16 protein-coding genes are annotated in these 14440 nt (G+C 60.6%); 8 read left to right on the top strand and 8 right to left on the bottom strand.

Annotated elements, in window-relative coordinates:
* Positions 1-238: 238 nt before the first annotated feature.
* Entirely contained in the window at positions 239-1180 is a 942-nt protein-coding gene (locus AB4Y31_RS25570) for an NmrA/HSCARG family protein (protein ID WP_368676427.1), read from the top strand.
* Entirely contained in the window at positions 1177-2025 is an 849-nt protein-coding gene (locus AB4Y31_RS25565; RefSeq protein WP_368676426.1) for an alpha/beta fold hydrolase, read from the top strand. The genes AB4Y31_RS25570 and AB4Y31_RS25565 overlap by 4 nt, the downstream gene beginning before the upstream one ends.
* Here AB4Y31_RS25565 and AB4Y31_RS25560 read toward each other — a convergent pair.
* The 5 genes from AB4Y31_RS25560 to AB4Y31_RS25540 form a co-directional block, all read right to left on the bottom strand.
* Positions 2014-2850 (bottom strand): enoyl-CoA hydratase-related protein, encoded by an 837-nt coding sequence (locus tag AB4Y31_RS25560; protein ID WP_368676425.1) that lies wholly within the window; start codon positions 2848-2850, stop codon positions 2014-2016. The genes AB4Y31_RS25565 and AB4Y31_RS25560 overlap by 12 nt on opposite strands.
* 291 nt (positions 2851-3141) lie before the next feature.
* Positions 3142-4443 carry a multicopper oxidase domain-containing protein gene (locus AB4Y31_RS25555; RefSeq protein WP_368676424.1) on the bottom strand — a complete coding sequence of 434 codons (1302 nt, stop codon included), beginning with the start codon at positions 4441-4443 and terminating at the stop codon, positions 3142-3144.
* Positions 4440-5945 carry a TolC family protein gene (locus AB4Y31_RS25550; RefSeq protein WP_368676423.1) on the bottom strand — a complete coding sequence of 502 codons (1506 nt, stop codon included), beginning with the start codon at positions 5943-5945 and terminating at the stop codon, positions 4440-4442. The genes AB4Y31_RS25555 and AB4Y31_RS25550 overlap by 4 nt, the downstream gene beginning before the upstream one ends.
* Positions 5942-6235: a hypothetical protein gene (locus AB4Y31_RS25545; RefSeq protein WP_368676422.1), complete on the bottom strand. Its 294-nt coding sequence runs from the start codon at positions 6233-6235 to the stop codon at positions 5942-5944. Before AB4Y31_RS25545 ends, AB4Y31_RS25550 begins: the two co-directional genes overlap by 4 nt.
* Positions 6236-6322: 87 nt before the next feature.
* Complete coding sequence (locus AB4Y31_RS25540; RefSeq protein WP_368676421.1) at positions 6323-6715, bottom strand: hypothetical protein; 393 nt, start codon at positions 6713-6715, stop codon at positions 6323-6325.
* Positions 6716-7062: 347 nt separating this feature from the next.
* Between AB4Y31_RS25540 and AB4Y31_RS25535 the strand changes: the two genes are divergently transcribed.
* Both AB4Y31_RS25535 and AB4Y31_RS25530 read left to right on the top strand, forming a co-directional pair.
* A complete protein-coding gene (locus AB4Y31_RS25535) occupies positions 7063-8271 on the top strand; it encodes a permease (protein WP_368676420.1) in 1209 nt (402 codons plus the stop codon).
* A gap of 18 nt (positions 8272-8289) precedes the next feature.
* Positions 8290-8688, top strand: coding sequence for a DUF305 domain-containing protein (locus AB4Y31_RS25530; RefSeq protein WP_368676419.1), 399 nt, complete (start codon positions 8290-8292; stop codon positions 8686-8688).
* Between the two features lie 207 nt (positions 8689-8895).
* Here AB4Y31_RS25530 and ribA read toward each other — a convergent pair whose 3' ends face one another.
* Complete coding sequence (gene ribA, locus AB4Y31_RS25525) at positions 8896-9543, bottom strand: GTP cyclohydrolase II (RefSeq protein ID WP_018439400.1); 648 nt, start codon at positions 9541-9543, stop codon at positions 8896-8898.
* Positions 9544-9847: 304 nt separating this feature from the next.
* On the opposite strand from ribA, the gene AB4Y31_RS25520 reads away from it, so the two are divergent.
* Both AB4Y31_RS25520 and AB4Y31_RS25515 read left to right on the top strand, forming a co-directional pair.
* Positions 9848-10312: a CBS domain-containing protein gene (locus AB4Y31_RS25520; protein ID WP_018439399.1), complete on the top strand. Its 465-nt coding sequence runs from the start codon at positions 9848-9850 to the stop codon at positions 10310-10312.
* Between the two features lie 445 nt (positions 10313-10757).
* Positions 10758-11486 carry an autoinducer binding domain-containing protein gene (locus AB4Y31_RS25515; protein ID WP_368676418.1) on the top strand — a complete coding sequence of 243 codons (729 nt, stop codon included), beginning with the start codon at positions 10758-10760 and terminating at the stop codon, positions 11484-11486.
* On the opposite strand, the gene AB4Y31_RS25510 is transcribed toward AB4Y31_RS25515, so the two are convergent.
* Positions 11449-11784, bottom strand: coding sequence for an XRE family transcriptional regulator (locus tag AB4Y31_RS25510; RefSeq protein ID WP_189595301.1), 336 nt, complete (start codon positions 11782-11784; stop codon positions 11449-11451). The genes AB4Y31_RS25515 and AB4Y31_RS25510 overlap by 38 nt on opposite strands.
* A 147-nt stretch (positions 11785-11931) precedes the next feature.
* Here AB4Y31_RS25510 and AB4Y31_RS25505 point away from each other — a divergent pair, with 147 nt between their 5' ends.
* On the top strand, positions 11932-12522 hold the full coding sequence (locus AB4Y31_RS25505; RefSeq protein ID WP_368676417.1) for an acyl-homoserine-lactone synthase: 591 nt from the start codon (positions 11932-11934) through the stop codon (positions 12520-12522).
* 21 nt (positions 12523-12543) lie between these two features.
* On the opposite strand, the gene AB4Y31_RS25500 is transcribed toward AB4Y31_RS25505, so the two are convergent.
* On the bottom strand, positions 12544-13200 hold the full coding sequence (locus AB4Y31_RS25500) for a DNA-3-methyladenine glycosylase (protein ID WP_368676594.1): 657 nt from the start codon (positions 13198-13200) through the stop codon (positions 12544-12546).
* 120 nt (positions 13201-13320) lie between these two features.
* Between AB4Y31_RS25500 and AB4Y31_RS25495 the strand changes: the two genes are divergently transcribed.
* Positions 13321-14409 carry a calcium:proton antiporter gene (locus AB4Y31_RS25495; RefSeq protein ID WP_368676416.1) on the top strand — a complete coding sequence of 363 codons (1089 nt, stop codon included), beginning with the start codon at positions 13321-13323 and terminating at the stop codon, positions 14407-14409.
* The last annotated feature ends 31 nt before the right edge of the window (positions 14410-14440 follow it).

Genomic DNA, 14440 nt, shown 5'->3' with positions numbered 1-14440 from the left:
AATCGCAACCTCGGGTTATCGCTGATGTCCGCATGAGAAAGCAGAAAGGCGGCGCGACCAGCCGCTGTGTGTCGCGCCCGACTTTTTCGAACATCGTGTTAATATTGGAACGCTCTCCGAGCACCAGGCCGCGCATCTGCGATGACTCTCACCGGATCCGAGTCAAGAGTCATAGTGCATAAGCCACCGAGCCACGACATGCGTCGCCTACTTCTTTCGCTCGGCGAAGGGATAAGTCATGATCGATTCATCCGACGCGGTACTCGTCATCGGCGCAACCGGCGCGCAAGGGGGAGCCACCGCTCGCCACTTGCTTCGCGCCGGGCGCCAAGTGCGCTTCCTGACGCGAGATCCAGACTCGCCGGCAGCACGGGCACTCATCGAAAAAGGTGCGAAGGCACTGCGCGGAGATTTGGACGAACGCGAGTCGCTCGAAGAAGCGCTGAAGGGCACCGGTTCTGTCTTTTCCGTACTGCTTCCCGATTTCGACCACAGCGACAGCGAACGGCGCCACGGTTTTGCGCTCATCGACGCAGCGCGTAACGCGGGCGTCACTCAGTTCGTTCATACCTCCGTCGCGCAATCCGGCAATCACCAAACCTTTCCGGGCTGGAATGAAAAGCGTTGGAACAGGAAATACTGGACCGACAAATGGGAGGTTGAAGAGGCTGTTCGCTCGGCGGGCTTCGAATCGTGGACGGTCTTGCAGCCAGCATTCATGATGGACAACCTTGCTGAGCCGAAATCCCGCGCGATGTTTCCGCATTTGCACGAGGGCGTGCTGCTCAGCGCCTTGCGCGCCGAAACGCGACTCGATTGGATTGCCGCCGACGACGTCGGTGCGCTAGCCGCGAGCGCGCTAAGTGATCCGCAACGCTGGCATGGCGAGACAGTGCCTCTGGCTGCGGAAAAGCTCACGATGTTTGAAGTCGCGCATCGCCTCAGCCTGGCCTTCGGGGTACAAATCAGAATCTCGTGCGTTTCCCCCGACGAAGCGCTAGCCGAAGGCCTCTCTCCCGGCTGGGTGAATGCGCAGGAATGGATCAACGCGGTCGGATATCGCGTCGATATCGATTCGCTTGCAGAGCTTGGTATACAGCTGACACCGATGGCAGACTGGATCAAGGCAAATCGAGCGTCCATATCAGCGCCAGACTCACCTATGGAAGAAACCAGATGAATGCTCGTGTCCCGTCCTGGTTCGATCGCGCGATACTCGAGCCGCGTCGATCGCACTTTACCGAAACGAGCGGGGCCACCGTGCATTACGTCTCGTGGAATGCCGCCGACATAGGCAAGCCCCCACTTGTTTTTGCACACGGCTTTCTCGGACACGCGCACTGGTGGGACTTTATCGCACCGTTCTTCACCGATCGCTTTCGCGTGTTCGCTTTGGATTTCAGCGGCATGGGTGATAGCGGCTACAGGCAGGAATATAGCGCCGATGTATTCGTCCACGACCTCGCCGCCGTGGTCGACGCGATCGGCGCCGGACCATCCGTCGTGGTGGGCCACAGCTTCGGCGGATCGCGTCTGCTCCAGGCATGCGCGACCTTTCCCGACCGTCTCTCGCATGCGATCGTGCTCGACTCGTATTTCAAGCTGCGCGGCGATACATTGCCGATGGTCGAACGACGCCCGCCGCCGCGCCCCTATCCGGACTGGCAAACCGCAGTCAGCCGCTTTCGGCTCATCCCTGACCAGGATTGCGAGCCGTGGCTCCTAGAGCATCTCGCGCGGACATCGCTTCGTCAAACCCACGACGGCTGGGTATGGCGCTTCGATCCGAAGTTGCGAAATGTCCAACCAGTCGAAGGCGAAGCGGACCTGCTGACTCGCATCAAGGTTCCGGTCAGCTACGTTCACGCCGAATGCAGCAGCGTAGTCAGCGCCGATCGCGCGCGCGACATCGTCGCAGCCATTCCCACCGCAAAGGGCCCCATCACCATGCCATGCGCGGGCCATCACATGATGCTCGATCAGCCACTCGCCCTGGTGAGCCTGTTACGAGCATTACTCGCATGATTTCGGACGGATCTGGCGCGATAGGAAAAAGTGATCCCGCTGCCTCGACACCTCATCGGAGGCAACGAGTCGATCATAGATTGCACGGGCTGCCGCCATCCCTGAATCGAAATCGGAAGACTCGGCCGCTGCAGCGATCGCATTCAGGCACTCGCTTTCTATTGCATCGCTGTTGGCAAGACGTGCGCGCGCTTCAGCGACAACCTGAACCCAGTCGCAAGGGGGAAACGGTAGGCGGCGTATCAACGGCAGCGACGTAGTACCCATCTTTTCTCGCGCCAGTTCTAACGCAACACATAATACTTCGCGTTCATCGGCTTCGACAACGCGGTCAAATAACTTTGTGTCTCTGAAAGTTCTTGCTGGCACGATCCGGCCATCAAGAATGAATTGGATCGAGTGTGCGAGCCCCAGCACGCGCGGCAAGCGCTGCGTGCCTGACAAAGGAATGACGCCGAGCTTGCACTCCGGCAGGCCGATTTTCGAATCGCCCGCGACAACCCGATAGTGGCAAACCAACGCGGTTTCCAGACCTCCGCCGATCGCAAAGCCGTGGATTGCCGCAATCACCGGCTTGTCGCTCGCCTCGATTACAGGGTGAACGTGCAGCGACAACGCTGGCGAAGCCGTCGCCGCGGGCGTGCCGAATTCTCGAATATCCCCGCCCGCGGAAAAACCGCGCCCGCCGCCATTGAGCACGATCGCCCGAACCCGCGCATCGCGACGGGCCGCTTCAAATGCAGCGACGAGTCCGCATCGGACCCGCAGCCCTAGACCGTTGACCGGCGGATGGCTCATTGTGACGATGGCGACCTCGTCTTCCACGCGATACTCGACGCCGGTGAAGTGCGGCGGCTTCCAAGACGCCATATGGTCTGCGCGGTTCAGTTTGACAGTGCCTGCAAGGCCTACCCTATGCAAGGTCGCGCTGCGTCGGCGGCCATTTCGGACATGGGTTGCCTCGCAGTTTCTGTACACGGTTCATATTTTTGAATTACGATCGTAAAGTTACTGCAGAGAAGCGACCTGGTCAAGTAGCATCGTCGAATAGTTGACGCACGCTAGGTTGTCCCTGGAAGCGGATACCGGCCCGAGTCGCGTTCGGCCTACATGAAATCAGCTATCCGGCAGTTCGCCGGTGTACTCGAAGGCGACGGTCCCTTTCGGGTGCTTGAACCAGCCCGGGTCGCGATAGTCGTTGCGGCCGAGTCCCTCGCGCACCTTCACGACGCTAAACATGCCGCCCATTTCCAGCGCACCGAATGGCCCGGTACCGGTCATCATCGGCAGCGTGTTGTCTGGCAACGGCATTTCCATCTCTCCCATGGAACCGCCCGTGCTGCCCATTGCCATGTAGTCCGGGACGAGCTTGTTGATGCGCTTGGCGAGGTCCTTCTGCGGCACGCCGATCATGTTGGGGACCTGGTGCCCCATCGCGTTCATCGTGTGATGCGACTTATGGCAATGAAACGCCCAGTCGCCAGCCCGGTTTGCCGTGAACTCGATGGCGCGCATCTGGCCGACTGCCACGTCGACGGTCACCTCGGGCCAGCGTGCGGAGGGCGCAATCCATCCGCCGTCGGTTCCCGCCACTTCGAAGCTGTACCCATGCAAATGGATGGGATGATTGGTCATCGTGAGATTGCCGAAGCGGATGCGGACCCGGTCTCCTGCTCGTACGGGCAGCGGGTCGATGCCCGGAAAGACTCGTGCATTCCATGTCCACATGTTGAAGTCCGTCATCTCGTTGACGCGCGGCGTGAAGGTGCCGGGATCGATGTCGTAGGCGGACATCAGGAACACGAAGTCACGGTCCACCGGCATGACGCCGCGGTCTTTCGGATGGACGATGAACGTGCCCATCATGCCCATCGCCATCTGCACCATTTCGTCGGCATGCGGGTGGTACATGAATGTGCCGTGCTGCTCGAGCTGAAACTCATAGACGAACGTCTTGCCAGGCGGAATGTGCGGCTGCGTGAGACCGCCGACACCATCCATGCCGGACGGCACCAGCATCCCGTGCCAGTGAACAGTGGTGTGTTCCGGCAATTTGTTGGTGACGAAAATGCGGACCTTGTCGCCTTCGACGGCTTCGATGGTCGGGCCGGGCGCCTGGCCGTTGTATCCCCAAAGATTCGCCTTCATGCCGGGCGCCATTTCGCGCACCACCGGCTCGGCAATCAAATGAAACTCCTTCCAGCCGTTCTTCATCCGCCACGGTAGCGTCCAGCCATTGAGTGTCGCCACGGGCGTATAGGGTCGACCGTTGGGCGGGACGAGCGGTGGCTGCGTAGCCGTCTTTTGCATAGTCGGCGCTTCTGGAAGCGACGCCGCACCAGCCTTGCTGACCAACGCTGCGCCGAGGAGCGCAGCTCCCGAGCCGCCGAGAAAACTTCGACGTGAAACCATGTTCATTTACCTTCTGAATTCATCGGCGACGCCGGTTGGGTCGCGGGACCAGACGACGGCAAGTCCTGCACCGAGGCCGGTTGCGTTGGCGTTGCAGGTGTCGGCGCTGGGTCGCTCTGCGGTGCGCCCGGCGCCGGTGCCATCGCGAGCGGCGGAAGGCGGCCGCCAAGGGACTGCTGCAGGTCCGTCTCCGCGAGCCAGTAGTCCTTCAGCGCGTCGATGTATCCGTTGACGGCAGCAACCTGGTCGCGCGAATCGGCAAGCAGTTCGAACACGCTTGCGAGCATGCCGTTGTAGCGCAGCAGCATTTCATCCGAGATGGTTTTGCGTACTGGCACGACTTCGTCGCGGTAGTGCTTCGCGACGTCGTAGCTCGTGACATAGGCGGAATACGACTCGCGTACTTCAGAACGCGCATCAATCGCTGTCTGGGCGAGCCGGTTCGCCGACTGCATATAGATGGCCTCAGCGCGTGCGATCTTTGCGCTGCCCCAGTCGAAGATGGGAATCTCGATACTGATTTCGTACCCGTGCTCGTGTCCTTTGTCGGTCTCGAAGTTGTCGAGGTAGCCGACATCGAGCGCATTGATGAATCGGGTCGCCTTGCTGAGCCCGAGAGATGTCGCGACGCTTTGTGTTTTCAGCTTCGCCGCCTGAATGTCGAGGCGGCTCCGCATCGCAAACCCTTCGAGATCGTTCAGTTGCGGTCGCTCCTTTGGCAAGTCAGGCAGGCGCTCTGGCAGCTTGTACTCGGTTTGTGAACCCCATAGGCCCATCGTGCGTGTGAGCTTTTCGCGGGCCATGACTGATTGCTGCCGGGCCCTTGCCAACTGCGCGACCGACTCCGCGTAAAAGGCCTGCTCGCGCGCGTAGTCGAGCTTGCTGAAACTGCCCGCTTGGCGCATGCGCAACGCGAGCTCTGCACCCGCTTCGGCCGAGTCCTTGACCTGAGCGGCGTATAGTGCTGCCTGCTCGGCAGCCACAGCGTTGACGTAGGCTTTGCGGGCATCAGTGGCCACGGCGAGCATCGCGTTGGCCGTCTCGAGCTTGGTCTCGTCAAACCGTTGGCTCTCGATGCGCGTCGCTACTGGTAGCGTGAGCACGCCCAGTACGCCCATCGAAAAGGCCCGGCTGATGCCGAAGCCATCGCTCCAGTGCGTCCGGCTGAACGTGAAGCCAGGATTGGGCAGACGCCCCGCCTGGACGACGTCGGCTTCGGAAATGCCGAGTTCGCCGTATGAAGCCTGGAGTCCTCGGTTGTTCAGCAACGCAACCTGGACGGCCTCGTCCATCCCGAGCGGCTTCGATAGGAGTTCCTGGGTACGCTTGAAGACAGCGTCGCGGTCCTCGTCGGTCTTGACGTAGACGGCATTCTTCCCAAGCCGCTCGGACGCAGTCGTCGATACGGTGTTGAACCCACCGTCCTTCGAGAATGTCGTGCAGCCGGCCAGAAGTATCGTCGCGAGGGCGATGCATGCAATGCGGTCCGGGGCGATATTTCGAATCATTTCGATTCGCCTCCGTGCTCGTGGCTGCTTTTTTCCCCCGCTGCCGCAGCGGGTTGCTGACCGTGCGTGATGGCGGCCGTGCTTCGGGTTGGCGCAACGGCACGGTTCAATTGCTGCCAGCTCGGCGCATCGCCGTCCTGCCACGGCTTGTAGCCGTCGAAGGCAGAGTGAATGGTAACGACCGGAGCCGATGCCGCTGCATCCGTTGGGTCGGAAACTGCAGTCGTAGCGTGCGCGAGCGACGACAACGCTGCGCCCGCGCCGAGGAGCGCCGCAGAAATTGTTCGCATGAGTTTTTCTCGTCGTGAATCATCCGGCGTCCGTGACGGGCGCTGGATAAACTTGCTGGTCGCAGCGAATGGCTGCGCGTGCGCGGTTTAGACGAGAATGGACCGGGGCGGCCGTTCAATGCCGCCGGTCAGGAACAATACGACACCGGCATCGGGAGGCAATGGCGCGGAGAATTGAATCTGCTCAGCCGACGCGGAAACAGAAGGCACAACCGGTAGGGCGGCACCGACACAGCATGACGCACACGTCAGACACGCGTGAACATGGTGGCCACCGTTGTGGTGATGGCTCCGATGGCCATCGTCCGCCGCAATAACAGCATGTCCGTCCGCCGGTTCAGATTGATGGAGATGGTCAGCGGTCGCTTCATCACCGAGCGCATCCTGGGTGGCGCAAATCATCGAGACGGCCGCGAACGACTGAACCGGAAGGCTCAGTGCAAGCAGCACGACAAGAAAGACTTTGCGCCAGTAGGACATGGGTGGAGAGTCTAGCACGGGGCTTAAGACTTCTGTTCGCACCAGCGACGTCGTCCCCCATTGACATTCCCACCGTGTGAAGGTCCATGCTCTGTCACCGCTTCGGCTTTCAAGGGGCCGGAAAAACGGAATTTAATGTAACGGACATGTCATGCGGCGGATATTCGGGTCTGCGAAGTTGCCGCGATTTCCTGGTGGGCATGAGGGGTGCTGCCCCGCTACGTCGGCGGTTTCGATATGAAAACGCTGAAGCCGGTCAACACCATACAGTTTAGTCAATCGCCGCGCGGTATTTACTTCTATAGCCGCGCCCTGCTCGCATAGAACTCTAGCGGAAGGAGGTCGCGATGGAGATAGTCACCGCAGTCGGCCATGCCCTCTGGATGGCCTTCACGATGCTGTGGCAGATTTTTTGGGGGCTGAGTCTCGGCTTCCTATTCTCCGCAGTAATTGAAGTTATCGTGTCGAAGTCGGAGATGTCGAAGCTCCTACCCGACGCGTCGCCTCGCTCGCTGACCGTTGCCAGCCTGCTTGGTGCGGCGTCCTCGTCTTGTTCTTATGCCGCGGTTGCCATGGCCCGCTCCATCGTGCGCAAGGGCGGCAACTTTACCTCCGCGATGGCGTTCCAATTCGCGGCCACGAACCTGGTGCTCGAACTAGGCGTACTGATGTGGGTGCTGATTTCCTGGCAGTTCGCCGCCGCTGAGTTCATCGGCGGCCCAATCATGATTGTCGTTCTCGTATTGATCTTCCGCTTCTTTCTCAGTGAGTCGTTAAAGAGCAAAGCTATCGAGCAGGCGGACAAGGGTATCGCCGGCAGTATGGAAGGCCATGCAGCCATGTCGATGGCCGAACAGCATGGGACCTGGAAGCAACGCCTTTTATCCACGGACGGGTGGATAGCAATTAGCCACAGCTACGTGATGAACTGGGCAATGCTGTGGCGCGACATCGCGATCGGTTTGCTCGTCGCAGGCGCGCTCGGAGCCTGGGTTCCCGACAGCTTCTGGCAGAAATTCTTCCTCGTCAGTCATCCAACGGCGGCGATGGTTTGGGGTGCGTTTGTAGGCCCGCTCATTGCGGTTGCGTCGTTTACCTGTTCCGTGGGAAATGTGCCGCTCGCCGCGGTATTGTGGAATGGCGGTATCAGCTTCGGCGGTGTCGCTTCCTTCATCTTTGGCGACCTCATCATCCTTCCCATCCTCAACATCTACCGGAAGTATTACGGCGGCAGAATGACAACCTTCCTTGCCGTGACTTTCTATCTGTCGATGGTCGTGGCTGCATTGGTCGTCGAAGCATTGTTTCAGCTTCTGGGGTGGGTGCCGAAGGAACGGCATACGGCAGTCGTTGACGCTGCCATCACCTTCAACTACACGACCGTTCTCAACATTGTCTTTGGCGTCGCGTTCATCGCGCTGACCATCCTGTTTTTCAGAACCGGTGGTCGGGAGATGATGCAAATGATGAAAAGCGGCGAACATGACCATCGCGCACATGGGCATCAGGGCTCGCATAACCATGCGTCCCCTCAGCATCATGGCCATTCCGAATAACCCAAAAGGAGATTGCAAATGAAAAAGCTTCTTGTCCGCCGCACCGTGTCTGTTTGCGCATGTCTGTCACTGGCCATTGCGGCGTTTCCTGCCACCGCGCAGCAAGGCGCGTCGATGCCGGGAATGAGTATGTCCAGCTCGGCCGACAGCGGGTCGTCCCCATCGACCTCGGCCTTCAAAGAAGCGGACCAGAAAATGATGAAGGAAATGAGCGCGCCCGCGTACACCGGCGACACTGACAAAGACTTTGTCGCCCACATGATTCCCCATCATCAAGGCGCAATTGATATGGCCGAGGTCGAAGTGAAGTACGGGAAGGACCCTGGCTTGAAGCGGCTGGCTAGGAGCATCATCAAGGCGCAGCACGATGAAATCGCCTATATGGAGAAATGGCGGGCGAAACACGGCGGAAAGTGACGGACCGTCCCGGCGGGGATCCGTCTGCGCGGCGCTAGAGTCATATCCTTCCCGCACGTCTGCCCTACGCCGAATTCCCCGTTAAACAGGGACTGAAGCGAGAGCGAAGAGTCCACGTGGCCAAGCTCGGAGGGGCTTGATCATCTGTGTAGCGATACGTTACGCTACACGTCGGCCCGCCCACCATTTTCGATGCCCAGCCCCAAACTACTCGTTTTCCTCGAAGTAATGCCCGAACTTGGCTTGTTTCGTACGAATATAGCGCTCGTTCTCGTCGCGCACGGGAATCGCCAGGGCCACGCGTTCGCAGACGGGGATTCCGTGCTTCGCGAGCGTGTCGAACTTCTTCGGGTTGTTACTGATCAGTTTGACTGACGTGACCTTCAGTATTCGCAGAATCGCCGCGGCCGAATCGTACTCGCGCGCATCGTCCGGCAGGCCAAGCTCGAGGTTCGCTTCGACGGTATCGAGCCCTTGCTCCTGCAGTGCATAGGCTCGAATTTTGTTCGAGAGGCCGATGCCGCGCCCTTCGTGTCCGCGCAGATAGAGCAGCACGCCGCGCCCCTCTGCCGCGATGTAGCGCAGCGCGAGATCGAGCTGTTCGCCGCAATCACAGCGGTAGGACCCCAGCACATCGCCGGTCAGGCATTCGGAATGCAGTCGGGTCAACACCGAATTCTGGTGGCTCACATCGCCCATGACGAGCGCAAGGTGCTCGGCATCGCCGGAGTTCACGCGAAACGCGTACGACTTGAACGTGCCGTACCGGGTAGGAAGGGTCGCGGTAGCGACGAGCGTGACGCATTCTTCTGCGCGGTCGCCGTCCGTCGACGACGATGGGGAAAACGTGGGCATGACTCTCGCAAGTTGAAAGGACGATCTCCGCGCGCCAAATACCGGCGCTAGTCGGGAGTGTACCCGTATTCCCTGGCGCTTGCCCCGAGCGGAGGCCCACCAAAAATAGCAATCCCCACCTGGAGCGCGCCAAAACGGCCCATCGCGGCGGGCGCCTCCCTTTTGAGCGTTTGTTGGCGCCGGTTGCGCGACGGCACGTCGCCGCTCGACCACCTATACTCCATCCAACGGATCGGCGCCGCACCGCTTCGCTCGCGCCGCAAGCTATCCGGGCCGTCGTCAGATGACAAAAAGGAGACGAAACATGCCGAGCGTTGCACAAATCCTCACGACGAAGTCTGAACCGCGAATGCACCATGGCCGTCCCGTCGTTACCATCGACGCGGACGATTCAGTGTTCGAAGCCGTCAAGCTGATGGCCGAGCATCAAATCGGCGCGCTCATCGTCACTGAAGGCCCCGACAACAAGATCGCCGGCATCATTACCGAGCGCGATTACGCCCGCAAGATCGTGCTCATGGAACGCTCGTCCAAAACGACGCCCGTGCGGGACATCATGACTGCCCATGTTCGCTACGTGCGCCCGACGGATACGGTCGAAGAATGCATGGCTCTGATGACAGCCCATCGGATGCGCCACTTACCCGTCATCGACGAGGACCGGCTCGTCGGCATGGTATCGATCGGCGACCTCGTGAAGACAATCATCTCTGACCAGCAATTCACGATTCAGCAACTCGAGCATTACATCATGGGGGCACATACCTGACCTCGTTAGGGGCGACCGACGCCCCCAAGCCCCTTCTCTCGGAGTCCGCCCTCAGCCCCTGAAGGGAATCCCCCTTCGGGGACTTCTTGCACTGCACCCCGCCGCGTTCAGTCGGTGACCTCGAATGGTATCGGTTCGACTTATAAAAATCCGGATGACTTATTCTTAATCCGATAAAACAATTATCGTAGCGCGAATCTGTAATCGATTCCGCCCGTCGCAATTTCGAATGTCTACTCGAATTGGGCAGTTTTGATAGGCAATTGATAGCCCTCGACTACAGACGACATCGGGCATAGATGGCATCATTGGAACGCGTAGCCGAGGCATCGTTCGCGGCCATTTCCGAACGATAAAAGTCCAACAACAGACCTTGCGGAAAACAACCTTGAAAAAAATATCGCCCCGGTCCTCCCGGGCGGGCAATCCCGACTTGCGAGGACTTATGCCGCGTAATTTTATCGAACCGATGTCGGCGCTTTGGCGTGCAGCCGACGAGAGGTCCTGGTTTCGCGCGCTATGCCTGACGGCGCGCCGATGTGGCTTCGACCATACTCTTTTCGCCGTCATCCCTCGTCCGGGCATGCGGTATGCCGACGTCTACCTGCACAGCAACCACGCTTCCTCCTGGCGAGAGACCTATGACGAGCGAGCGTTCGTGCGTATCGATCCAACCGTGATCCATTGCCTGAGGCAAACCGCACCGCTTATTTGGTCTTCGGCGGCTTTTACCGAAACCCGGCAAAAGGAAATGTACGAAGAGGCGCGCCGGCACGGCCTCGCGACCGGCGTCTCTCTGCCAATCCATGGGCCGAAACAGGAAGTCGGCATGCTTTCTTTCGCGTGCGGCGATCAATCGCGCCGCGAGCTGGAATCGAGCGTGCGGCGCCATTTGCCTTTTTTGGCTCTACTTCGGGACGTGGCTTTCGACACCGGCCAGCGCTTCCTCTCCTGTCACGCCGAAACGTTGATACCGAAATTGACGCCGCGCGAGTACGAGTGCCTGAAGTGGACGGCACAAGGCAAATCGACCTGGGAGATCGCCAAGATCTTCGGCTGCTCGGAAGCCACCGTGAACTTCCATATGGCCAATATCCGCACCAAGTTCGGCGTCAGCTCGAGAAGCGCCGCGGCCGTCAAAGCGACCCGAATGGGTTTAATAGATCCCTACTGAACGATGCCGGCCGATGAGCCGGCGCGCGTTTTCCCAAGGCGATCGAAATGTCATCATCAGTAATTCGGTGTGCGAAATACAGCTTCAGCAGCAGCATCACGGGCTTCGGAATATTGGCGCCGAGCTCGAAGCGGCTACCGCGAGATTGCGTGACGCCGAAACGCGCCCAAAAGACTTTTTGGCTTTCTCTTATCTTCCTTCGATAAGCCTGAACGAATGCATTGTCGATATTTCCTTCGCGCGGCTCGGGGAGGCCGTTAGCGGTAGATTCGATAGAGCGAGCATCGATGATTGACATTTGTTTTCACCTCGTTCCGTACTCGGTACGCGAATCATCCCAACTATCGCCGGTCATTTGAACCTATCTTGCTTGCCAGTTTCGCATCGCAAGCAGGCTGCATATGGTTTATGCGCATCGGCTAGCCCAACCACGATGGAGGACGAGATGAAAGCGAAAATCGCGATCGGCACTCAAAAAGATTTCGATGTCGATGTACTGGCCTGTATGTACCGCCTGCGAGCCCGCGTTTTCGGCGAGCGAATGGGATGGGAGGTAGCCATCCTCTCCGGCATGGAAATCGATGGGTACGACGCGCTCTCGCCGTACTACATGCTGGTCCACGATGAGCACGACGCGCTGTGCGGGTGCTGGCGCCTCATGCCCACCACCGCACCTTACATGCTGCGCGATACGTTTGCCGATCTGCTGCATGGCCGGCAGGCACCTCGATCGCCGCATGTCTGGGAGTTGAGCCGGTTTGCGATCGAATCACCGGAAAAACGCGGCTTCGGCTTCGCGGCGCTCGCACTCGAGGCGATGCGCGAAGTCGTCCGGTTTGCGGACCAGATGGGTATCACGAGCTATGTGACGGTCACGACGATCGCCATCGAACGCATGCTCAGAAAAGCGGGCGTCGAGACGCACCGTTTCGGTCCCCCGATGCGGGTCGGCGTCGAACATGCGGTGGCTCTCACGATCATGCTCGGCGCGCAAACGCGCCGCGCGCTGTTCGAATCGGTGGCCGTAGCCGCGTGAGCGCGACACCGGCGCATGCGCTCACCCCGCTAGGGGAGCCGTCAGCAATCGCTTAGGACCACTGACGAACGGACTGCCGGGCTCATAAAAGCGCAGTAGCGCATGCATTTCCCGCGAGAGCCCGATTCGCTTCGTCGCGGCGACCGGTTGGCGCTCCGGAGCACCGGGGGCGTCCGAACGATCGTTCAGGCGACCGATCCATAAGCCTGCGCCGCAGCATAGATCGACACCGTCCCACTGTGGGCCAATATCGAACGCCGTGCAAAGACGGCCCGGCCCGCGGGCAAGATCGAGAACGCGGGCCCCGGGACGCCGCGCCTGCATCAAGGCGAGCCCGTCGAGCGGCTCGATGGCGCGAAACAGGACGGCCGCGCCGACGCCCTCTTCTTCGCTCGACATATTGATCGTGTATGAGACACCGTACACTAGCCGCACGTACGCATGCCCGCGCGCCCGAAAGAGCGGCTCATTGTAAGGGCGCAGCCCGCGGAAGGCATAGCTCGTGGAATCGCCGATGGGATACGCTTCGGTTTCGACGATTCTGCCGCTCATGCGCCCGCGAGGCGAATCGTGCACGAGACACTTGCCGATCATGAACCGGGCGAGCTCGACGGTGTCCACGGGCAGTTCGTCGCGCACGAGCGGAACGATACGGTAAGGTTCGGCATTCATGTTCATCGCGAAGAATGTTTGCCTCGATGCGCGGGCGTCTGGCATCTTACTTCACGCGTGAAAGCATTCGCCCGCCGCCTCCCCGGCGAGCGGCGCCCCGGACCTGCCGAAAGAAGGACAAGAACGATGCAAGAACCGCCTCATCCGCTGCCCCGTTGGACGCTCGCCACGCCGATCGTCGCGTGGGCCGTCCTTGCTGCGTCGCCGTATGCGGGCGAGCATGGCCTATTCCTCGTCTTGGTCGCGCTCGCGCTCGCCGCGGCCGTCTTTGCCTCCGTGCACCACGCCGAGGTCGTTGCGCACCGCGTCGGGGAGCCGCTCGGGACACTCGTGCTGGCCGTGGCCGTGACCATCATCGAGGTCGCGCTGATCGTCTCGGTGATGCTGTCCGCCGGCCCCGAAAAGTCGGGGCTTGCGCGCGATACGGTCTTCGCGGCGGTCATGATCGTCTGCAACGGCATAGTCGGGCTATGTCTGCTGCTGGGTGGCCTACGCCACGGCGAGCAGGATTTCCGCGTGCGCGGCGCGAACGCCGCGCTTTCCGTGCTCGCGGCGCTTTCCGTGCTGACGCTCGTCATGCCCAACTATCTGAGCGCCGTGCCGGGCCCCGTCCTGTCGCCGTCGCAACTCGCCTTCGCCGGCGTATCGTCGCTCGTGCTTTACGGCGTCTTCGTCTTCATCCAGACCGTGCGGCACCGCGATTACTTTCTCGCCGGCGAGGCCAACGGCGACGAGTCGGCGCATGCGGCGCCCCCCGGCCTCACCACCACGCTCGTCAGCAGCATTGCACTACCGGTTTGTCTAATCGCCGTCGTCCTGCTGGCCAAGAAGCTCTCGCCCGCCGTCGAGCGCATGGTCGTCGGCGCCGGCGCGCCTGAGGCGGTCGTCGGCATCGTCATCGCGGCGCTGGTCCTCTTGCCCGAAGGCATGGCCGCCGCGCGCGCGGCCCACGCCAATCGGCTGCAAACGGCCCTCAATCTGGCGTTCGGCTCCGCGCTTGCCAGCATCGGGCTCACGATCCCGACCGTCGCCGCGGTATTCGTCTCGGCGGGCCGCCCGCTCACGCTCGGCATCGGCGGCATGGAAACCGTTCTGCTCGCGCTGACGCTGCTCGTCAGCACGCTCACGCTCGCGACGGGCCGCACGACGATTCTGCAAGGGGCCGTGCATCTGTCCGTGTTCGCCGCCTACCTCTTTCTCTCGGTGACGCACTGACTCGGGACAACAACGCCGGCGTCCGCGCGGG

This window comes from Trinickia sp. EG282A, from assembly GCF_040965455.1.
GTDB lineage: Bacteria > Pseudomonadota > Gammaproteobacteria > Burkholderiales > Burkholderiaceae > Trinickia > Trinickia symbiotica.
Note: the sequence above shows the minus strand (reverse complement) of the source record. Positions and strands in the feature narration are given on the sequence as shown.